The sequence below is a fragment of the Lysobacter sp. CC-YZS074 genome (assembly GCF_056739745.1).
The window spans coordinates 2,338,094-2,357,872 of record NZ_CP200301.1 but is presented as its reverse complement, the minus strand read 5'-3'; the positions used below and the strand labels follow the sequence as shown (position 1 = coordinate 2,357,872).

Sequence of the window (19,779 nt, the reverse complement as noted above, 5' to 3'; positions counted from 1 at the left end):
GCGCCGCCCCGGCCCGACCTCGTGGCCGCGCCAGTGCGCAGGATTGCCGTTCCGCGCCGGCGCGGCCCTCGGTATTTGACTCCCCGCGCCGATCCTCCACTATCATTGGCCCGAGCCGCGGCCGCCGCCGCGGACGGTCAAAAAGGTGGCCCGCGGAAAAAACGCCGGCCGAGCGTGCGACATGGACACTACCATCGCCCATCTCTGATCCCGCCCGAAGGCTTCCGCACTGCGCAGGCGCCCTCGTGGCGCTTTTTGTTTGTCCGGCCGCCGGCCCCCCTCCATGCTGTTGTAGGAGCGGCTTGAGCCGCGATCGGATGCCCGGTCGCCCGTCCGGTTCCATGATCGCGGCTGAAGCCGCTCCTACAAAACCCGAACACGAACCCCATGATCGCCATCACGCTCCCCGACGGCTCGCGCCGCGAGTTCGACCACCCCGTTTCCGTCGCCGACGTCGCCGCCTCGATCGGCCCCGGCCTGGCCAAGGCCGCGCTGGCCGGCAAGGTCGACGGCCGGCTGGTCGACACCGGTTTCCGCATCGACCACGACGCGACCCTCGAGATCGTCACCGACAAGCACCCGGACGCGCTCGAAGTGCTGCGCCACTCCACCGCCCACCTGCTGGCCCAGGCCGTGCAGCGCCTGTACCCGGGCGCGCAGGTCACGATCGGCCCGGTGATCGACAACGGCTTCTACTACGACTTCGCCTACGAGCGCCCGTTCACCCCGGAGGACCTGCCGGCGATCGAGGCCGAGATGCAGAAGATCGTCAAGGAGGCGCAGCCGGTCAGCCGCAGCGTCAAGTCGCGCGACGACGCGGTCGAGTACTTCAAGGGCATCGGCGAGCACTACAAGGCCGAGATCATCGAATCGATCCCGGCCAACGAGGAGCTGTCGCTCTACAGCCAGGGCGAGTTCACCGACCTGTGCCGCGGCCCGCACGTGCCGGGCACCGACAAGCTGCGCAGCTTCAAGCTGATGAAGGTGGCCGGCGCCTACTGGCGCGGCGACCACAACAACCAGATGCTGAGCCGCATCTACGGCACCGCCTGGCTCAACGACAAGGACCTGAAGGCCTACCTGCACCAGCTGGAGGAGGCCGAGAAGCGCGACCACCGCAAGATCGCCAAGGCGCAGGACCTGTTCCACCTGCAGGAAGAGGCCCCGGGCCTGGTGTTCTGGCATCCGAAGGGATGGTCGATCTGGCAGGTGGTCGAGCAGTACATGCGCAAGGTGTACCGCGAGTCCGGCTACCAGGAGGTGCGCTGCCCGCAGATCCTCGACGTGTCGCTGTGGCAGAAGTCCGGCCACTGGGACAATTACAAGGAGAACATGTTCTTCACCGAGTCGGAGAAGCGCACCTACGCGCTCAAGCCGATGAACTGCCCGGGCCACGTGCAGGTGTTCAACCACGGCCTGCACAGCTACCGCGACCTGCCGATCCGCTACGGCGAATTCGGCGCCTGCCACCGCAACGAGCCGTCCGGCGCGCTGCACGGCATCCTGCGCGTGCGCGGCTTCACCCAGGACGACGGCCACGTGTTCTGCACCGAGGAGCAGATCGAAGCCGAGGTCACCGCGTTCCATGCGCAGGCCATGAAGGTCTACGCCGACTTCGGCTTCACCGACGTGCAGGTCAAGCTGGCCCTGCGCCCGGAGCCGCGGCTCGGTGACGACGCCACGTGGGACAAGGCCGAGGAAGCCCTGCGCGCCGCATTGCGCAAGGCGGGGGTGGAGTGGGAGGAACTGCCCGGCGAGGGCGCCTTCTACGGCCCGAAGATCGAGTACCACCTGCGCGACGCGATCGGCCGCACCTGGCAGCTGGGCACCATGCAGGTCGACTTCATGATGCCCGGTCGGCTCGGCGCCGAGTACGTCGACGAGCACAGCCAGCGGCGCCACCCGGTCATGCTGCACCGCGCCATCGTCGGCTCGATGGAGCGCTTCATCGGCATCCTGATCGAACACCACGCCGGCCTGCTGCCGGCGTGGCTGGCACCGGTGCAGGCGGTGGTGATGAACATCACCGATGCCCAGGGCGAGTACGTGGAGGAGGTCCGGAAAACCCTTGCAAATCAAGGATTCCGGGTGCAAAGCGATTTGCGTAACGAGAAAATCGGCCGTAAGATTCGCGAGCACACGCTGCTGCGCGTGCCTTACCTGCTGGTGGTCGGAGACCGCGAGAAGGAAAACGGCATGGTTGCGGTGCGGACCCGCGGAGGGGAGGATTTGGGGTCGATGACCGCCGCCGAATTCGCCGCGCGTTTACGTGACGAGAACGCCCGCTGAGGCAGCGTGGCATACAGACCCGGCCGCACCGACGCGGCCGGCACGATCGATACCGGAGATTGCAATATCAGTACCCCCGACAAGCGGAATCGCAAGAACCAGGAAATCCGCGTCCCCAGAGTGCGTGTGATCGGCAGCGACGGCGAAATGGTCGGCGTCCTGTCGCGCGATGAAGCCCTGAGCCTTGCCCAGGAAGAAGGACTCGACCTGGTCGAGATCCAGCCGCACGGCGACCCCCCGGTCTGCCGCGTGATGGACTTCGGCAAGTTCATGTTCGACCTGCAGAAGAAGGCCAACGCGGCCAAGAAGAAGCAGAAGCAGGTCGAGATCAAGGAGGTCAAGTTCCGCCCGGTCACCGATGAGGGCGACTACCAGATCAAGCTGCGCAAGATGCGCGGGTTCCTGGAGGAAGGTGACAAGATCAAGGTCAACATCCGCTTCCGTGGACGCGAGATGAGCCACCAGGAGCTCGGCCGCGAGATGGCGGCGCGGATCGAGGCCGATCTCGGCGAAGACATTGTCATCGAATCGCGCCCGCGCCTTGAAGGCCGGCAGATGGTGATGATGATCGCGCCGAAGAAGAAGGCCTGAGGTCCCGGTCGGGCGAGCCGCCCGGCCGAAACGACTGATTTCAAAGCGGTATTTGCAACCCCGGCTGACGGACGGCATAATGGCCGGCCCGGTTCGCCGGGGTTTGTTGTGTGTTGAAGCCAGGACCTGTCGCGATCCTTCCGGATCAACGACTTACAAGCCGGCACGGGCAGGACGGAAAGCGTGGCGCGAGCCACCGCCCAGGCCAGTGACAAGAACCCGTAAGGACATTCGCAATGCCCAAGATCAAGACCCATCGCGGTGCGGCCAAGCGTTTTCGCAAGACCGCGTCCGGCAAGTTCAAGTGCGGCCACGCCAACCGTAGCCACATCCTCACCAAGAAGGCGACCAAGCGGAAGCGCAACCTGCGGCAGACGAACCACGTCCGCGCCGAGGATGCCGGTCGTATCACCCGCATGTTGCCGTACGCCTGAGGAGGACTGAGAAATGGCACGAGTCAAACGTGGTGTGCAGGCGCGTCGTCGCCACAAGAAGATCCTCAAGCAGGCCAAGGGCTACTACCACGCCCGCCGCAAGGTCTTCCGCGTCGCCAAGCAGGCGGTCACCAAGGCGCTGCAGTACGCCTACATCGGCCGCAAGCAGAAGAAGCGCAATTTCCGTTCGCTGTGGATCACCCGCATCAATGCGGCGGCCCGCGCCAACGGCATGAGCTACAGCCGCTTCATGAACGGCCTGATGAAGGCCGGCATCACCCTCGACCGCAAGGTGCTGGCGGACATCGCCGTGCACGACGCGGCGGGTTTTGCCGCGCTGACCGAGAAGGCCAAGGGCGCGCTCGCAGCGTAAGGTGTCGCGTCGCGGCCGTGCCGGTGACGGCGCGCCGCGATCGGACAACGAGGTACACGCATGGGGAAGGGCGCAAGTCCTTCCCCATGTTCGTTTTCGGAATGGGCTTCCCGTAGGAGCGACGTCAGTCGCGACCTGTACATCGCCTCAAGCGTTCGGCGGGTCGCGACTACGTCGCTCCTACAACGGAATCGCCCGGTGACATCGGGATTGCGCAATGAGTGACATCCAGGCATTGACCACCCAGGCCCTCGCCGACATCGCCGCGGCTGATTCGCCGACGGCGATCGAGGCATTGCGGATCGCACTGGTCGGCAAGTCCGGCAGCATCACCGGCCAGCTCAAGCAGCTGGGCAGGCTGCCGGCGGAGGAGCGCAAAGCCGCCGGCGCGGCGATCAACGAGGCCCGCGACGCGGTCACCGCCGCGCTCGGCGAGCGCAAGGCCGCGCTGGAATCGGCCGCGCTCGACGCCCGCCTCGCCGCCGAGACCATCGACGTCACCCTGCCGGGTATCGATGCCGCCCGCGGCGGCCTGCACCCGGTCAGTCGCACGCTGGAGCGCATCGCCGACATCTTCGGGCGGCTCGGCTTCGAGCTTGCCGACGGCCCCGAGATCGAGGACGACTGGCACAACTTCGAGGCGTTGAACTTCCCGCCCCACCATCCCGCGCGGGCGATGCACGACACGTTCTACTTCGCCGACGGCCGCCTGCTGCGCACCCACACCTCGGGCGTGCAGGTGCGCTACATGCAGGACCTGCTCGCCGCCGGCGGCCAGCCGCCGCTGCGGATGATCGCCGCCGGCAAGGTCTACCGCAGCGACAGCGACCAGACCCACACGCCGATGTTCCACCAGGTCGAGGGGCTGCTGGTCGACGAGCACGCCAGCTTCGCCGACCTCAAGGGCACGTTGGCCGAGTTCGTGCGGGCGTTCTTCGAGCGCGATTTCGAGATGCGTTTCCGCCCGAGCTACTTCCCGTTTACCGAGCCCTCGGCCGAGGTCGACATCGCTTGGCAGCAGCCCGACGGCTCGACCCGTTGGCTGGAGGTGCTCGGCTGCGGCATGGTCCACCCGAACGTGCTGCGCAACGTCGGCATCGACCCGGAGAAGTACACCGGCTACGCGTTCGGCCTGGGCGTCGAGCGCTTCGCGATGCTGCGCTACGGGGTCGACGACCTGCGCAGCTTCTTCGAGAACGACGTGCGCTTCCTGCGCCAGTTCGCCTGACCCGCACACGGATTCCGCGATGAAATTTTCCGAGAGCTGGCTGCGCCAGCACGTGCCGACCACCGCCAGCCGCGACCAGCTGGTGGCGACGCTGACCGCGATCGGGCTGGAAGTCGAGGAGGTCACCGACCTCGGCGGCGCGCTCGACAACGTGGTGGTGGCCGAGATCGTCGGCGCCGAAAGGCACCCCGAGGCCGACCGCCTGCAGGTCTGCACGGTCGATGCCGGCAACGGCCAGACGGTGCAGATCGTCTGCGGCGCGCCGAACGCGCGCGTGGGCCTGAAGGCACCGCTGGCGAAGGTCGGTGCGGTGCTGCCCGGCGGCATGGCGATCAAGCCGGCGAAGCTGCGCGGCGTCGAGTCCTTCGGGATGCTGTGCTCGGCCAAGGAGCTGGGCACCGACGCTGATGCCTCCGGCCTGCTGGAGCTGCCGGCCGACGCCACCGTCGGCCAGCCGATGGCCGAACTGCTCGGCCTGCCGGACGCCAGCATTGAGATCAAGCTGACCCCCAACCGCGCCGACTGCTTCGGCGTGCGCGGCATCGCCTACGACGTCGCCGCCGCCTCCGGCAGCGAGGTCGCGCCGCTGGAAATCGCGCCGGTGCCGGCCGCCAGCGAGGCCGGCCTGCCGGTCGAGCTGCACGCCGGCGCCGACGCGCCGCGCTACTGCGGCCGCGTGATCGAGGGCGTCGATGCCGCCGCGCCGACTCCGTGGCGGATCGCCGAGCGGTTGCGCCGCAGCGGCGTGCGACCGGTGAGCCTGCTGGTCGACGTCACCCAGTACGTGATGCTCGAACTCGGCCAGCCGATGCACGCGTTCGACCGCGACACCCTGACCGGCCCGGTCGGCGTGCGCCGCGCCCGCGATGGTGAAACCCTGACCCTGCTCGACGGCCGCGAGGCAAAGCTCGACGATGGCTTCCTGCTGGTCACCGACGCCGACCGCCCGGTCGCGCTGGCCGGCGTGATGGGCGGGTTCGATACCCGGGTGACCGATGCCAGCCGCAACGTCTTCCTCGAGTCCGCGCACTTCGCGCCCGAGGCGATCATCGGCCGCAGCCGCAAGCTCGGCCTGCACACCGATGCCGCCCACCGGTTCGAGCGTGGCGTCGACCCGGAGCTGCCGCGGCTCGCGCTGGAATACGCGACCCGGCTGATCCTCGACGCTGCCGGCGGCACGCCGGGTCCGGTGGTCGAGGCGACGCTGCCCGAGCACCTGCCGCAGCCGCGGCCGATCCTGCTGCGCCGCGATCGGCTGGCGCGCGTGCTCGGACTCGCGGTCGCCGACGGCGAGGTGGAGCGGATCCTCCGCGCGCTTGGCCTGGCGGTCGAGGCCGATCCGGCCGGTTGGCAGGTCACCGCGCCGAGCCGCCGCTTCGACCTCGCGATCGAGGAGGACCTGATCGAGGAAGTCGCCCGCATCCACGGCTACGACGCCGTGCCGACCACGCTGCCCGGCGGCGCGTCGCGGCTGGTGGCGCCCAGCGAGGCACGGATCGAAGGCGGGATGGTGCGCCGCCACTTGGCCGCGCGCGGTTGCCTGGAGGCGCTGAACTACGCCTTCGTCGACGCCACCCTGCTGCAGGCCTGGGGCGCCACCGACGGGAGCGTCGCGCTGGCCAATCCGCTGAGCGCCGAGCTCGGCGTCATGCGCACCATGCTGCTGCCGGGGCTGGTGGCCGCGCTCGGCCGCAACACCGCGCGTCAGCAGTCGCGCGTTCGGCTGTTCGAGATCGCCAACGTGTTCACCGCGCGGGCCGGCGAAGCGCCTTTGCATACGCAGCGGATCGCGGCTGCGGTCTGCGGGAGCGCCGACCCCGAACAGTGGGGCAGCGCCTCGCGCCCGGTCGGCTTCCACGACCTCAAGGGTGACCTCGAGAGCCTGGCGGCGGTGTCGGGTGCGCGGCTGGAGTTCCACCCGTCGGAGCCGGCGTGGGCGCATCCGGGCCGCTCGGCCGACGTGTTCCGGGTCGACGGCGACGCCGAGGTCCGCCTCGGCTGGATCGGCCAGCTGCACCCGCGGCTCGCCGGCGAACTGGACATCGACGTCGACGTGCTGGCGTTCGAGCTCGATCTCGACCCGCTGCTGACCCGCCCGCTGCCGAGGGCGACGACGCGTTCGCGCTTCCCGTCGGTCCGCCGCGACCTTGCCTTCGTGGTCCCGCAGGACGTCGCCTGGGGCGCGCTGGCGGCCACCGTCCGGGCCGCCGCCGGTCCGGCCCTGCGCGATCTGGTGCTGTTCGACGTGTACCAGGGCAAGGGGGTGGAATCTGGATGCAAGAGTCTCGCTATGGGCTTGATTCTGCAGGAAGAAACCCGCACTCTGACGGACCACGACGTGGACGCGGTGATCGCCGCGGTGACTGCGGAACTGCAACAGCGGCACGCGGCCGCGATCCGCGGCTGAGTGGCCGGGGAGCGGCAGGAAGGACACGATGGCACTGACCAAGGCTGAAATGGCCGAACGCCTCTTCGACGAGGTCGGGCTCAACAAGCGCGAGGCGAAGGAGTTCGTTGACGCGTTCTTCGATACCCTGCGGCAGGCTCTGGAAAGCGGCCGGCAGGTGAAGCTCTCGGGTTTCGGCAACTTCGACCTGCGCCGCAAGAACCAGCGACCGGGCCGCAACCCCAAGACCGGCGAGGAGATCCCGATCTCCGCACGCACCGTGGTCACCTTCAAGCCGGGGCAGAAGCTCAAGGAGCGGGTGGAAGCCTACGGCGGAGGCGCGACCCATGCTTGACCCGGGCAGCAACCGCGAGCTTCCGCCGATCCCGGCCAAGCGCTACTTCACCATCGGCGAGGTCAGCGAGCTGTGCGACGTCAAGCCGCACGTGCTGCGTTACTGGGAGACCGAGTTCCCCTCGCTGAACCCGGTCAAGCGCCGCGGCAACCGCCGCTATTACCAGCGCCACGAGGTGCTGATGGTTCGCCAGATCCGCGGGCTGCTGTACGAGCAGGGCTACACCATCGGCGGCGCACGGCTGCGGCTGGAGGGCGAGGCCGCGCGCGACGAGTCGGCGCTGAGCTCGCAGATCATCCGTCAGGTGCGGATGGAGCTGGAGGAAGTGCTGCAGCTGTTGCGGCGCTGACCGCACCGCACAACTCGGCTATACTCACCGCCCGCTCGCGGAGCGGACCAAGCAAGACTTTCGGGGCGTAGCGCAGCCTGGTAGCGCACCTGTCTGGGGGACAGGTGGTCGTCGGTTCAAATCCGGCCGTCCCGACCAATTCAGCGACGTTGTCGACACCAGACGCCCGGCGTGCAGCGCCGGGCGTTTTTGTTTTTGTCATACCGCGAGCTCCGGTCGGGCCGTGTCGCGGGAACTCGCACGTGCACCCGCGGTCAATCCGCGACCTGTCCGTGTCGATCCGCGGTGCGGCAGCCCATGGAACAAGGAGCGAATGGAATGCGCAACGCCGTTGCAATGGTTTTTGAGATTGTCCTCGCGGGCGCGCTTGCCGCGCCCGCGGCCGCCGCGGAAGCCGGTGGACCCTCACCCCGGTCCGTACAGATGCCGCAGGTTCCTCCAGCGGCCAGCGAAGCCATCCGCGACCTGGACACCGTGGTGGTCACCGGCACGCAGCCCGGACCGGGGCTGTGGAAAGTGATCGACGGGAATGGCCACGTGCTGTGGGTGCTGGGCACGGTCAAGCCGCTGCCGCTCGACCTGCAATGGCAGTCGACAGAAGTCGAGGCCGTGATCGCGGAGGCGGATGAGGTGCTCTGGGAACCGGGCTTCGCGATGCACTGGGACCTCGGCTTTTTCAGCGGCCTTGCACTGCTGCCGTCGGCGCTCCGTATCCGCCGCAACCCCGACGGCAAGGAGCTGGAGGATGTACTGCCGCCCGATCTTTACGAGCGTTGGCGGTTGCAGAAGGAGCGCTACCTGGGATGGGAGCTGAGCGTGGAACGCTGGCGTCCGATGTTCGCCGCCCACAAGCTCCACGAAGCGGCCCTGGAGAAGCATGGCCTCGGCGACGCGGTGCTGGGGCCACGACTCAAGCAGGCGACCGAAGTGGCGGGGCTCGAACCGACCGCGGTCAATGCGCGTACCGACGTTGATGAACCGCGGCAGCTGATCCGCGATTACAACCGCACCGCACTCGATGACTCGGCATGCATGGAGGGCACCCTCGAACAGCTGGAAACCGGGATCCCCCGGCTGGTCACGCGTGCCAATGCCTGGGCCACTGGCGACATCGAGACCCTGCGGCGCCTGCCGGAGCAGCGCATCGACCGCGCCTGCATCGAGTCCGTCCTCGACAGCGATTTCGCGCAGCGGCACGGCTACGCCGATATCGGCGACCGGGTGAGGGCGGTGTGGGTGGAACAGGCGGAACGCGCCCTGGCATCGAACCGGGTGACGTTCGCACTGCTGTCGATGGATGAGGTGCTGTCGCCGGACGGCATGCTGTCCGAACTGGTGGGCCGCGGCTATCGGCTTGTGTCACCGGGCGATGCCGGGTCGGCGGACGACGACGGCGATGTGATCGCCGACCGCTCCGCGGGTCCTGCGCAGGCGCTGTAGGAGCGGGCGGGCCGCCGTCAGCCGACGGCCACTCCGCTCGATGTGCCCAGGCCGGGCCAGCGTGCCAGCACGCTGGCCTCGATGCCGGCGGCGTCGAGCCCCGCCTCGGCCAGCAGCTGCTCGCGGCTGGCATGGTGCTGGAACTCGTCCGGCAGGCCGAGGTGCAGCACCGGCAGGGTGATGCCCCCGGACGACAGCAGTTCGGCCACGCCGCTGCCCGCACCGCCCGCGACGACGTTGTCCTCGATCGTGACGAAGCCTTCGTGGCAGGCGGCAAGCTGCAGGACCAGCTCACGGTCGAGCGGTTTGACGAAGCGCATGTTGACCACCGTCAGCCCGAGCGCCGCGCCGACCTGCTCGGCCGCGGCGACCATCGCACCGAAGGCGAGCAGGGCGACCGGACCGCCTTCGCGGCGGACTTCGGCCTTGCCGATCGGCAGGGTATCCAGACCCGGCTGCAGCGCGACCCCGGGGCCGGTGCCGCGCGGGTAGCGCACCGCGGCGGGACCCTCGAAGCGGAAGCCGGTCGACAGCATCTTTCGGCATTCCTCCTCGTCGGCCGGCGCCATCACCACCATGTTCGGCACGCAGCGCAGGTAGCTCAGGTCGAGGTTGCCGGCGTGGGTCGCGCCGTCGGGGCCGACCACGCCGCCGCGGTCGATCGCGAACAGCACGTCGAGGTTCTGGATCGCGACGTCGTGCACCAGCTGGTCGTAGCCGCGCTGCAGGAAGGTCGAGTAGATCGCGACCACCGGCTTGGCGCCTTCGCAGGCCATGCCGGCCGCCAGCGTGACCGCGTGCTGCTCGGCGATGGCGACGTCGAAGTAGCGCTGCGGGTATTCGCGGCTGAAGCGCACCAGGCCGGAACCCTCGCGCATCGCCGGGGTGATGCCGAGCAGGCACTCGTCGACGGCGGCCATGTCGCATAGCCAGTCGCCGAACACGTCGGTGTAGGTCGGCTTCTTCGCGCCCGGCTTGCTGACCATGCCCTGCGTCGGGTCGAAGGGACTGACCGCGTGGTAGCCGATCTGGTCGCCCTCGGCGAGCTCGTAGCCCTTGCCCTTGGTCGTGATGATGTGCAGCAGCTGGGGGCCCTTGAGGCCCTTGAGCGTCTTCAGCGCGCCCAGCAGCGCGCCCATGTCGTGGCCGTCGATCGGGCCGGTGTAGTGGAAGCCGAGTTCCTCGAAGAAGGTGGACGGCAGCACCATGCCCTTCCACTGTTCCTCCCAGCGCTTGACGAAGCGCGCCGGCGCGCCGTGCTTGTCGCCGAGCAGCTTCTTGCCTCCCTCGCGGATCGCGTTGAGGGTACGGCTGCCCGACAGCCGGCCGAGCATCCGGGTGACGCCGCCGACGTTCTCGGAGATCGACATCTGGTTGTCGTTGAGGATCACCAGCAGATTCGGCTCGACGCCGCCGGGCTCGTCGCCCATGCCGCCGCCGTGGGCCAGCGCCTCGAACGCCATGCCGCCGGTGATCGCGCCATCGCCGATCACCGCCACCACCCTGCGGTCGTCGCCGGCGCGCTGCAGCGCGATCGCCATGCCCAGCGCGGCCGAGATGCTGGTCGAGCTGTGGCCGACGCCGAAGGTGTCGTATTCGGACTCCTCGCGCTTGGGGAACGGCGCGACGCCGTCCTTCTGCTTGACGGTGCGGATCGCATCGCGGCGGCCGGTGAGGATCTTGTGCGGGTAGGTCTGGTGGCCGACGTCCCACACCAGCCGGTCGACCGGCGTTTCGTACAGCCAGTGCAGGGCGACGGTCAGTTCGATCACACCCAGGCCCGCGCCGAAATGGCCGCCGGACTGCGCCACCTGTTCGATCAGGTAAGCACGCAGCTCATCGGCGATGGCCGGCAATTCCTCTTCGGGAAACCGGCGCAGGTCGGCCGGCACCGAGATGCGTGACAGGCGCGGATAGCGTTGTGGATCGATCATCAATACGGCATCGGACGGCAGTCGCCCATTGTCCCGCCGCCGCCGGGGCGGGGCAAGGTTGATGGCATCACCGCACTCCGCGCACGGGATGTGCCCCTTGGGCCGCGGACGAATCCATCTGCGCGATCACTCCCGCGCCCGTCGCGGCTGCTTGCGCGCGGGCGACCGTCGAAAGCGGCCGCCGCGCGACTCAGCGCCCGCGCAGGCGACCGAACAGTCCGCTGGACTTCGGCGCCTCGGGTTCGGGTTCGGGCGGGCGCTCCACGTCGGCGAACCCGGTAGCGAGGCTGGCATTGACGAAATCGGTGACATCCGGCTCCGGCACGCCGCTGGCTTCCGCGATTTCGGCAAGCGTCGCCGGCCCCTTCATCATCGCCGTGGCGATGCGGAAGTGCTTGGGGTACTCGCGTTCGGTCTGCGGCCATTTCAGCATCTGGTAACGCGCCTGCGGGTCGAAGCCCGGCATCAGCGTCCCGTGCCCGGACAGCAGCCCGCCGAACCAGACCAGCCGCGTCAGCGGCTGCGCCTCGCCGAGCGCGGACGCCTGTGCATCCCACTCGGCGGTTTCGACGAAGTCGCCGGCGACCAGGTCGTCGCTGACGTGCGGCGTCAACGGCTTGAGCGCGGCCGGGCCGTGGTAGCGACGCGCGGTGTTGTCGATCAGCAGCGTGGTGCCGTCACGTTCCAGCCGGACCTTGCCCTGGACGCGGCCGGACGCCAGCCATTCGGCCAACTTGCGTGGTTCGGGCTCGACTGCCGGCGGGCGTGGCTGCAGCGTCGGCGCGGCCGGCACCACCTGTGCGACTGCAGTGCTTCCCGGTTCGCGCGCATCGGCACCCACTTCCTCGGTCCGCGCATCGACCGTGCCCGGCGCCGGTGCCTGGGGCTGCTCCTCGGGCAACTGGTCCTGCGGCTGCGGCGCGGGGGTGAGACCGGCCGGCGAGGGCACCGCGACATCCGGGGCGAGCTCCTGCAGCAGCTGCGCCACCGAAGCGGCGTCGAAGGGTTGGCCGAGGCGGAAATCCGCCTGCGTGCGCGGAGCGGAAGTCAGCCCGACGACGGTTTTGCCCGAGGCGTGCAGGCGCAGCCAGCTCATCGGCCCGTACATGCTGTCCATGTCGACCACGATGTGGTCGGCCTGCGTTTCCGGGAGCAGTTGCCAGATGCCTCCGAGGCGGTTGTTGGCCTCCTCGAACGCTGCTTTCAGCGAGGTTTCCGTGGCCGGGTCCATGCCGGTCAAGCCGAAAGTCAGGGACATCTTCGAATCCAGTGATGCAGGTGACCGGAGTGTTGCGGAGGCGACCGCGAGCGTCAATGCGCCCGGAACGTCGGAACTGCGCGCATCCCGGCAATGGCTGACGCGGGCCCGACGCGGCGCGTCAGTTCAGTGAGCGCGCGTGCTTCTTCGGCAACTGGCTCTTCAGGAACGCCATCTGGTCGGCCAGGATGTTGCGGTTCGACAGGATCAGGTGCTCGACCCAGCTGGGGCGGTAGGGCACCGCCAGCAACGGCATGCCGGCCTGCTGCGGCGTGCGGTTGCCCTTGCGCGAGTTGCAGTGGAAGCAGGCGGCGACGACGTTCTCCCAGACGTCGCGACCACCTTTGGATACCGGCAGCACGTGGTCGCGGGTCAGTTGCGGGCGGTGGCACTCACGCCCGCAGTACAGGCACAGATGGGCGTCGCGGGCGAACAGGGCGGTGTTGGTCAACGCCGGCGTCGGATCGAGCGCATGCGCGCGCGCATGGCCGCGGGCGGCGACGATCGGGTGCAGTTCGAGGAGGCTCTGCTGTCCGCTGAAGCGGTTGGTGCCGCCGTGCACCTGCAGGCAGGGGTCGCCCAGCGTCCAGGCGACCGCGTCGCGGGCATACAGGCAGGCGGCCTGCTGCCAGTTCATCCAGTCGAGCACGCGGCCGTGCGCGTCGAGCGCGAGCAGGCGGACGGAATTGAGAAGTTCGAGTGCGTGTCGCGGGGCGACCGGAGGACGGTCCGGAACGGGCCGGGTGGTCCCCGCCACGGATCCGGAGTTGACGAGGCGTAGCGGCGCTCGGTCGGTCTCCATCGGGACCGAGCATATACCCGATTTGTGGCCGGTTGTCTGTACCGCCGACACGTGCGCGACCCGGCCACCGCCGGGTGCGCGGATCGGCAGGCTCAGGCGTCGAAGTGCGCGGCGTCGAGCGACATCAGCGGGCCGGCACCGCTGCGGATCGCCGCCGCGTGGGCGAGCGTACGCGGCAGGATGCGCTGGAAGTAGAACCGTGCGGTGTCGCGCTTGGACGCCTTGAACGCCTCGGACCGGTCGGATGCCTCGGCGGCCGCCACGCTGCGCGCCCACCAGTAGGCGAGCGTCATGTAACCCGAGTACATCAGGTAGTCGTACGACGCGGCGCCGACCTCCTCCGGATTGCCGGCGGCGGCCTTGGCGACGGAGACGGTCAGCGCCTCCCACTGCGTCGCGTGCTCCGCCAGCGGGCCGACCAGGTCGGAGACTGCCGGGTTGGCGGCGTTGTCCCGGCAGAAGGCGGCGATCATCGTACCGAATGCCTTCAGCCCGGCGCCCTGCAGCTTCAGTACCTTGCGTCCGACCAGGTCCAGCGCCTGGATGCCGGTGGTGCCTTCATAGAGCGTGGTGATGCGCGCATCGCGGGCGAGTTGCTCCATGCCGTGCTCGGCAATGTAGCCGTGCCCGCCGAAACACTGCAGCGCGTGGTAGGTGCATTCGATGCCCCATTCGGTGAGGCACGCCTTGACGATCGGTGTCATGAACTCGACCAGCGCGTGCGCCTGCTCGCGTTCGGCCGGATCGGCCGCGCCTTCGCTGGCATCGACCATCAGCCCGGCGTGGTACGCCATCACCCGGCCGCCCTCGACCAGCGCCTTGCAGGTCAGCAGCATGCGGCGCACGTCGGGGTGGACGATGATCGGGTCGGCCGGCTTCTCCGGCAGCTTCGGACCCGAGAGCGAGCGCGACTGCAGCCGTTCGCGCGAGTAGGCCAGTGCGTTCTGCAGCGCGCGCTCGGAGAGCCCGAGCCCCTGCAGCCCCACCGCCAGCCGCGCGGCATTCATCATGGTGAACATGTGCGACATGCCCTTGTGCGGCTGCCCCACCAGGTAGCCCTCGGCGCCGTCGAAGTTCATCACGCACGTGGCCGAGCCGTGGATGCCCATCTTGTGCTCGAGGCTGCCGCACGTGACGGCGTTGCGCTCGCCGACGGTGCCGTCGCGCGACACCCGGGACCTGGGCACCACGAACAGCGAAATGCCCTTGCTGCCGGCCGGTGCATCGGGCAACCGGGCCAGCACCAGGTGGACGATGTTCTCCGCCATGTCGTGCTCGCCGGCGGTGATGAAGATCTTGGTGCCGGAGATCGAATACGTGCCGTCGGGGCCGGGTTCCGCACGGGTCTTGAGCAGGCCGAGGTCGGTACCGCAGTGCGGTTCGGTCAGGCACATGGTGCCGGTCCAGCGGCCTTCCACCAGCGGCTTGAGGAATACCTCGCGCTGCCAGTCCTCGCCGTGGTGGCGCAGGGCTTCGCTGGCGCCGTGGCCGAGCAGCGGGAAATTGCCCCAGGCCAGGTTGGCGCTGTCGATCATTTCCTTTTGCACGAAACCCAGCACCTGCGGCAGGCCCTGGCCGCCGAACTCGGCCGCCGCGGTCAGGCCGGCCCAGCCGCCTTCGACGTACTGCGCATAGGCTTCCTTGAAGCCGGTCGGCGTGGTCACCGCGCCGCTGGCCCTGTCGTGCGTGCAGCCTTCGCGGTCGCCGACCTCGTTGAGCGGCGCCAGCACCGCTTCGGCAAAGCGCGCGGCCTCTTCCAGCACCGCGTCGACCAGTTCGCGGCCGACCTCCTCATGGCCGAGCCGCGGCAGGGCCTGTTCGATGCCGAGCACGTCATGGAGCGCGAACTGCATGTCGCGCAGCGGGGCTTTGTACTGGCTCATCGATGACCTCGTTGCATGTTTTGCCTGCACGCTGCGATACGGCGCACCGGCGTGTCGGTTTGTGATGGAAGGGTCAGCGCATCACGCCGGGCAGGCCGGGCGCGGGGCTCAGCGCGCTGCGGCGGGACAGGCCGTCGAACACGCGCTGGCGTTCCTCGTCGGGCGTGGCGGTGATGGAACCTTCCAGCGCGTAGCCGAGGCTGCGCCCCGCGGCCAATGCCTCCGCCACCGCGAGCTTTGCGCCCGCGGCCGGTGCCAGGGACACCTGCACCACGTCGGCCGACTCCGGTCCGATCACGATGGCCGGCTGCGCCTGCAGCGCGCCGGCGTCATGGCTGTCGATCTCGAGCTCGAGCCGCAGGGCATCGAAACGCATGGGAATGCTGCTGAAGTTCTCAAGCCGCAGGTCGACCGACCAGTGGCCGTCCGCGCCCACGGTCAGTTGCTGGATCCGCGCCGTCGGCTCGGAGACCCGCCGCACCGGACCACTCGCGCAACCGGCCAGCAGCAACGCCGCGACCGCCAGCACCGTCCACCGCCTCCAGGCCTTCCCCCTCATGCCGAACGCTCCCGTCTTGTGGAGCGTCGAGGATACTACGCCGCATGGTGCACGCCGATGGGCGGCGGTGCGTCAGCGGGAGCACTCCGGCGATGGCTGCCCGACCTCGCCGCTGGCGGCCAGCCGGTCGAGCGGATCGAACACGCGCACGCAGATCGGAACGCACTGCGCGGTGGACTGGAGGCGTGCATCGCGCAAAGCCGCCGTCCATGCCTGATAGAGCGTCGGGTGACGACGTTCGGATGCGGCGCTGGGGACGAGATCGCCGCAGCGGTCACTCTTGCGCAGCTCGATTCGATACTTCATGGGGGGGCACCGGAGCAGGGCCCGCCGGAACCGCCGCGGACCATCCGCTGCGCGCTTCGGCTCCGCGTTTCGAGGCGCGGTGTGGGCGGACACAGGATGCGAGTGACGCGCGTCACATTGCGTCGGTGCAATCCGCGTCGGGCCGTAGGGGATTTCCTACAGCAGCTCCAGAAACAGAAAACCCCGCGTCGGCGTTGGGCCTTGCGGGGTCTTGGATCGCGTTGCCACCAGAGATGGTGGCCGGGGAGGGAATCGAACCCCCGACACGGGGATTTTCAATCCCCTGCTCTACCAACTGAGCTACCCGGCCACAACACGGTCGGGCCGTGCGAGGAGCGGCATGATACTGGCCGGCGCAGGAGCTGGCAAGGCCGGATGCCGACTGAACGCACCAGTGACCGCAGGGTGCAGCCCAACCGACGCACGGCGCATCATGGGACGCACACATGAGACGCCTTGCGGCGAAGGAGTGGACATGAAGCACTTCGTTCTGGCCCTGGCGACGACGGCTTCGCTCGCCGCCTGCGCCACCGGCCCCCGCCTGAGCGATACCGAGCGCCTGTCGCTGTATCGCGAGCACGCCGGTGAGCCGGTCAACAGCTTCCGGTACACGCAGACCTTGATGGGCTGGACCCCGCTCGGCGACAGCGCGCTCGCGGTGCAGACGCGGCCCACCCAGGCCTACCTGCTTGAGCTGGGCGGCCCCTGCCCGAACCTGGAGTTCGCCCACGGCATCACGATCACCAACCAGTTCGGCAGCGTGCAGAGCCGGTTCGACGACGTGGTGCCGCTGGGCAGCGGGTCGATGCAGATTCCCTGCCGGATCGAGGAAATCCGCCCGGTCGACGTGAAGGCGCTGGACGCCGCGGAGGACCGGATGCTCGAACAGGTCGAGATGGTCGAGCGCGGTCAGGCCGACGGCGGGACGTAGCCCGCGGGCCTCTCGGCGTCGCCACCAAACAGGAACTTGAGCATCTCGCGTTCGAGGAAGGCGCGATGCTCGGGGTTCATCGGCGACAGGCGGTTTTCGTTGATGAGCATGGTCTGGTGCGCGAGCCACGCGGACCAGGCCGGCTTGCCCACGTGGGCGTACACCCGCTTGCCGGCCTCGCCCGGCCATGGCACGAAGTCGAGGCCTTCGGTTTCCCGTTTTTCGTATTCGCAGTAGACGGAGCGGGGCATGGCGGTTCCTGTGAGCAGTCAGGTGCCGCTTTCGAGCAGGCGGCGGATCGGTGCGGGGATGCCGAGGGTGTCCAGCTGGGCCGGGTCCACCCAGCGCAGCTCGGGATTGTCGCCGACCACGGCGCGCGGGGCGATGCCGCGCCACCGCAGTGGCCGCAGTTCCAGTCTGTAGTGGCTGAAGGCATGGGCGACCGGTGCCAGACCTGTGGCGGCACCGGCATCGCCTTCCACGTGGCGGGCGAACCAGGCGAGCGCCGCAGCCTCGTCGTCGGCCTGGGGCAACGTCCACAGCGATGCCCAGATGCCGGCGGGAGGCCGGCGCTGCAGGAGGATGCGGCCCTGGGCATCCTCCAGCCACAGCACCTGCGCGTACCGCTGTGGGGTCGGCTTTCCCGGCTTGGGGGTGGGCAGTTCGGCAATACGGCCTTCGATACGTGCGATGCAGTCGTCCTGCAGCGGGCAGAGCACGCACGCGGGGTCGCTGCGGGTGCACAGGGTGGCGCCGAGGTCCATCTGCGCCTGGGTGTAGTCGGCCATGTGCCGGTCGGCGAGGGCGGCGCTCTGCACATGCGTGTGCGCGTGTTGCCACAGGTTCTTTTCGATGGTTGAACTGCCCGGCCAACCGGCAATGCCGTGATAGCGGGCCAGCACCCGCTTGACGTTGCCGTCGAGGATCGCGTGGCGGTCGCCCCAGGCTTGGGATAGGATCGCGGCGGCCGTACTGCGGCCGATGCCCGGCAGCGCGACGAGCGCGTCCAGGTCGCGCGGAAGCTCGCCGCCATGCATTTCCATGCAGCGGCGCGCGGTGGCATGGAGGTTCCGCGCCCGGGCGTAGTAGCCCAGGCCGGACCACAGCGCGAGCACCTGGTCGAGATCCGCGGCGGCGAGGGCCGGAAGGTCCGGAAGTGCGGCGACGAAGCGCTCGAAATAGGGCGTCGCGGTCGCCACCTGCGTCTGCTGCAGCATGATCTCCGACAACCACACCCGGTAGGGCGTGCGCGGGTGCTGCCACGGCAGGTCGTGGCGGCCACTGTGGTCGAACCAGGCGAGCAGGCGCGCGGCGAAATCGTCCGGGGCGGGGTTGGCGCCGCGTTCGGATGGCTGCGATCCGCCGGCGTCCACGCTTTCACTCATCGTCTTCGCCATCGTCGAACTCGATCGAAACGCCTTCCAGCGTTGCGCCGGGCACCTCCAGCGTCGGGGTTAGCAGCGAGCCGTCGATCGGCGGCAGCGGTGTCCCGGTGGCGATCGCGTCGACCCACGCCAGCACGCGCGGCAAGCGGAACCGCGCATCGAGGCGGGTAGCGCCCCTTTGCAGTTGCAGCGCGGTGTTCCCCGACAGGTCCGGCGCGCCGGCATAGTCGAGCACGAACGGCAGTGGCCCCGGCAGTCCGGCGAGCGGCGCTGGCAATGCCGGCCAAGCCTGCGGCCAGTGGGCGAGCGCGCCGTCCAGCTGCAGCACCATCGCGACATCCCAGGCGAAGCGGCCGCGGGCGTCCAGGTGCGGCACTGGTCCATCGCCTCGCACTGCCACTGTGAGCGGCGCGACGAGCAGGCGTCCGTCGCTGTACCGCACCGGCCCGGCGATGCCGAACGCGAAGTGAAGCGGCGCGCCTGAACCCAGGTGCCGCGCGTCGGCGCCGAGGCGGAACCGGTCCAGCCCCAGGCCGTCGTCGCCCTCGTGCAGGCGGCCGGAGAAGGTCGGTCGCATCGGCATCCGCCACTCCGGCGTGATCACGCTGGCGATGCCGGATGCGCCCACGCCGGCATCCATCGCGATCCGGGACAACGCCACCTGCAGGTCGAACGGAACGGCGGTGTTGCCGTTGCGGAAGCGTCCGCCAACCCGGGCCGCCACGGGCTGCCGGGGATGCAGCGAGGCCAGTTCGACGTTGACGCGATCGACCGACCAGCCGTCGCCAAGCACCTCGCCATCGGTGATGTGCAGGCCATCGGTGAGCGTGGGAATGCGCACCGGGTCCTGCGACGGCGGACGCCCTTCGCGCCAGCGCTGGAACGCGGCGAGGTCGAATCGGGGGGCATCCAGCTCCACCCGTTGCACGGTCAGGTCGGCGCCGTGCGCCCGCAAGGTCGACCACGGCAGCGACAGATGGACGCGCTCGGCACGCAGCAGGGTCGCCGGTGCACCCGGCTCGCGCGCGACAAGGTCACGCACCACGAGCGTCGGGGTGCCGCGCAGGCGGTATTCGCTGACACCGCCGGCGGTGATTTCCAGGCCGAGCGCGGCGCCGGCCCGGTCAAGGACAAGGCCCGCCACCCGGGCGGGTTGCGCCACCCACAGCAGTGCCACGGCGATCAGCGCCAGCAGCACGGCGCATATCCCCCAGGCCAGCGCGCGGCGGCTGACGCGGCGGTTTCGCGGCTCCGTCGCGGTGTTCAACGGGCGACC

At 69.2% G+C, this 19,779-nt stretch carries 19 protein-coding genes and 2 tRNA genes; 11 read left to right on the top strand and 10 right to left on the bottom strand.

Going from position 1 to position 19,779, the window contains the following annotated elements:
- Positions 1 to 387: 387 nt before the first annotated feature.
- From thrS to U8331_RS10580, 10 genes are all read left to right on the top strand, one after another.
- Positions 388 to 2,289, top strand: coding sequence for a threonine--tRNA ligase (thrS, locus tag U8331_RS10625; protein WP_481131003.1), 1,902 nt, complete (start codon positions 388 to 390; stop codon positions 2,287 to 2,289).
- A gap of 66 nt (positions 2,290 to 2,355) precedes the next feature.
- The gene (gene infC, locus U8331_RS10620) at positions 2,356 to 2,880 is read left to right on the top strand and encodes a translation initiation factor IF-3 (RefSeq protein WP_481132959.1); all 525 of its coding nucleotides are present in this window, start codon (positions 2,356 to 2,358) and stop codon (positions 2,878 to 2,880) included.
- Between the two features lie 236 nt (positions 2,881 to 3,116).
- Complete coding sequence (gene rpmI, locus U8331_RS10615) at positions 3,117 to 3,314, top strand: 50S ribosomal protein L35 (protein ID WP_036207173.1); 198 nt, start codon at positions 3,117 to 3,119, stop codon at positions 3,312 to 3,314.
- 13 nt (positions 3,315 to 3,327) lie between these two features.
- Complete coding sequence (gene rplT, locus U8331_RS10610) at positions 3,328 to 3,687, top strand: 50S ribosomal protein L20 (RefSeq protein ID WP_445099907.1); 360 nt, start codon at positions 3,328 to 3,330, stop codon at positions 3,685 to 3,687.
- A 217-nt stretch (positions 3,688 to 3,904) separates the two neighbouring features.
- Complete coding sequence (gene pheS / locus U8331_RS10605; RefSeq protein WP_481131002.1) at positions 3,905 to 4,915, top strand: phenylalanine--tRNA ligase subunit alpha; 1,011 nt, start codon at positions 3,905 to 3,907, stop codon at positions 4,913 to 4,915.
- A 19-nt stretch (positions 4,916 to 4,934) separates the two neighbouring features.
- Positions 4,935 to 7,322 (top strand): phenylalanine--tRNA ligase subunit beta, encoded by a 2,388-nt coding sequence (gene pheT, locus U8331_RS10600; protein ID WP_481131001.1) that lies wholly within the window; start codon positions 4,935 to 4,937, stop codon positions 7,320 to 7,322.
- A gap of 28 nt (positions 7,323 to 7,350) precedes the next feature.
- Complete coding sequence (locus U8331_RS10595) at positions 7,351 to 7,656, top strand: integration host factor subunit alpha (protein ID WP_481131000.1); 306 nt, start codon at positions 7,351 to 7,353, stop codon at positions 7,654 to 7,656.
- Complete coding sequence (locus U8331_RS10590; RefSeq protein WP_481130999.1) at positions 7,649 to 8,005, top strand: MerR family transcriptional regulator; 357 nt, start codon at positions 7,649 to 7,651, stop codon at positions 8,003 to 8,005. The genes U8331_RS10595 and U8331_RS10590 overlap by 8 nt, the downstream gene beginning before the upstream one ends.
- A 61-nt stretch (positions 8,006 to 8,066) precedes the next feature.
- Positions 8,067 to 8,143 (top strand) — tRNA-Pro (locus tag U8331_RS10585).
- A gap of 285 nt (positions 8,144 to 8,428) precedes the next feature.
- Positions 8,429 to 9,445 carry a TraB/GumN family protein gene (locus U8331_RS10580; protein ID WP_481130998.1) on the top strand — a complete coding sequence of 339 codons (1,017 nt, stop codon included), beginning with the start codon at positions 8,429 to 8,431 and terminating at the stop codon, positions 9,443 to 9,445.
- A gap of 17 nt (positions 9,446 to 9,462) precedes the next feature.
- Here the strand turns inward: U8331_RS10580 and dxs are convergent, their stop codons facing one another.
- The 7 genes from dxs to U8331_RS10545 all read right to left on the bottom strand — a co-directional run bounded on the left by dxs (position 9,463) and on the right by U8331_RS10545 (position 16,497).
- Positions 9,463 to 11,379: a 1-deoxy-D-xylulose-5-phosphate synthase gene (gene dxs, locus U8331_RS10575; RefSeq protein WP_481130997.1), complete on the bottom strand. Its 1,917-nt coding sequence runs from the start codon at positions 11,377 to 11,379 to the stop codon at positions 9,463 to 9,465.
- 190 nt (positions 11,380 to 11,569) lie between these two features.
- A complete protein-coding gene (locus U8331_RS10570) occupies positions 11,570 to 12,637 on the bottom strand; it encodes a hypothetical protein (protein WP_481130996.1) in 1,068 nt (355 codons plus the stop codon).
- A 121-nt stretch (positions 12,638 to 12,758) separates the two neighbouring features.
- A complete protein-coding gene (locus U8331_RS10565; protein ID WP_481130995.1) occupies positions 12,759 to 13,439 on the bottom strand; it encodes an HNH endonuclease in 681 nt (226 codons plus the stop codon).
- A 92-nt stretch (positions 13,440 to 13,531) separates the two neighbouring features.
- Positions 13,532 to 15,322 (bottom strand): acyl-CoA dehydrogenase C-terminal domain-containing protein, encoded by a 1,791-nt coding sequence (locus tag U8331_RS10560; RefSeq protein ID WP_481130994.1) that lies wholly within the window; start codon positions 15,320 to 15,322, stop codon positions 13,532 to 13,534.
- Between the two features lie 73 nt (positions 15,323 to 15,395).
- A complete protein-coding gene (locus U8331_RS10555) occupies positions 15,396 to 15,881 on the bottom strand; it encodes an LEA/WHy family protein (RefSeq protein WP_481130993.1) in 486 nt (161 codons plus the stop codon).
- A 72-nt stretch (positions 15,882 to 15,953) separates the two neighbouring features.
- Positions 15,954 to 16,187 (bottom strand): hypothetical protein, encoded by a 234-nt coding sequence (locus U8331_RS10550; RefSeq protein WP_481130992.1) that lies wholly within the window; start codon positions 16,185 to 16,187, stop codon positions 15,954 to 15,956.
- A gap of 234 nt (positions 16,188 to 16,421) precedes the next feature.
- Positions 16,422 to 16,497 (bottom strand) — tRNA-Phe (locus tag U8331_RS10545).
- Positions 16,498 to 16,662: 165 nt separating this feature from the next.
- Between U8331_RS10545 and U8331_RS10540 the strand changes: the two genes are divergently transcribed.
- Positions 16,663 to 17,118 carry a DUF6491 family protein gene (locus U8331_RS10540; RefSeq protein WP_481130991.1) on the top strand — a complete coding sequence of 152 codons (456 nt, stop codon included), beginning with the start codon at positions 16,663 to 16,665 and terminating at the stop codon, positions 17,116 to 17,118.
- On the opposite strand, the gene U8331_RS10535 is transcribed toward U8331_RS10540, so the two are convergent.
- Genes U8331_RS10535 through U8331_RS10525 form a run of 3 tightly spaced genes read right to left on the bottom strand, consistent with a single transcriptional unit; the run spans position 17,097 to position 19,770 of the window.
- Positions 17,097 to 17,369: an oxidative damage protection protein gene (locus tag U8331_RS10535; RefSeq protein ID WP_481130990.1), complete on the bottom strand. Its 273-nt coding sequence runs from the start codon at positions 17,367 to 17,369 to the stop codon at positions 17,097 to 17,099. The genes U8331_RS10540 and U8331_RS10535 overlap by 22 nt on opposite strands.
- Positions 17,370 to 17,387: 18 nt before the next feature.
- Positions 17,388 to 18,503 carry an A/G-specific adenine glycosylase gene (mutY, locus tag U8331_RS10530; RefSeq protein WP_481130989.1) on the bottom strand — a complete coding sequence of 372 codons (1,116 nt, stop codon included), beginning with the start codon at positions 18,501 to 18,503 and terminating at the stop codon, positions 17,388 to 17,390.
- The gene (locus U8331_RS10525) at positions 18,496 to 19,770 is read right to left on the bottom strand and encodes an AsmA family protein (RefSeq protein WP_481130988.1); all 1,275 of its coding nucleotides are present in this window, start codon (positions 19,768 to 19,770) and stop codon (positions 18,496 to 18,498) included. The genes mutY and U8331_RS10525 overlap by 8 nt, the downstream gene beginning before the upstream one ends.
- Positions 19,771 to 19,779: the final 9 nt, after the last annotated feature.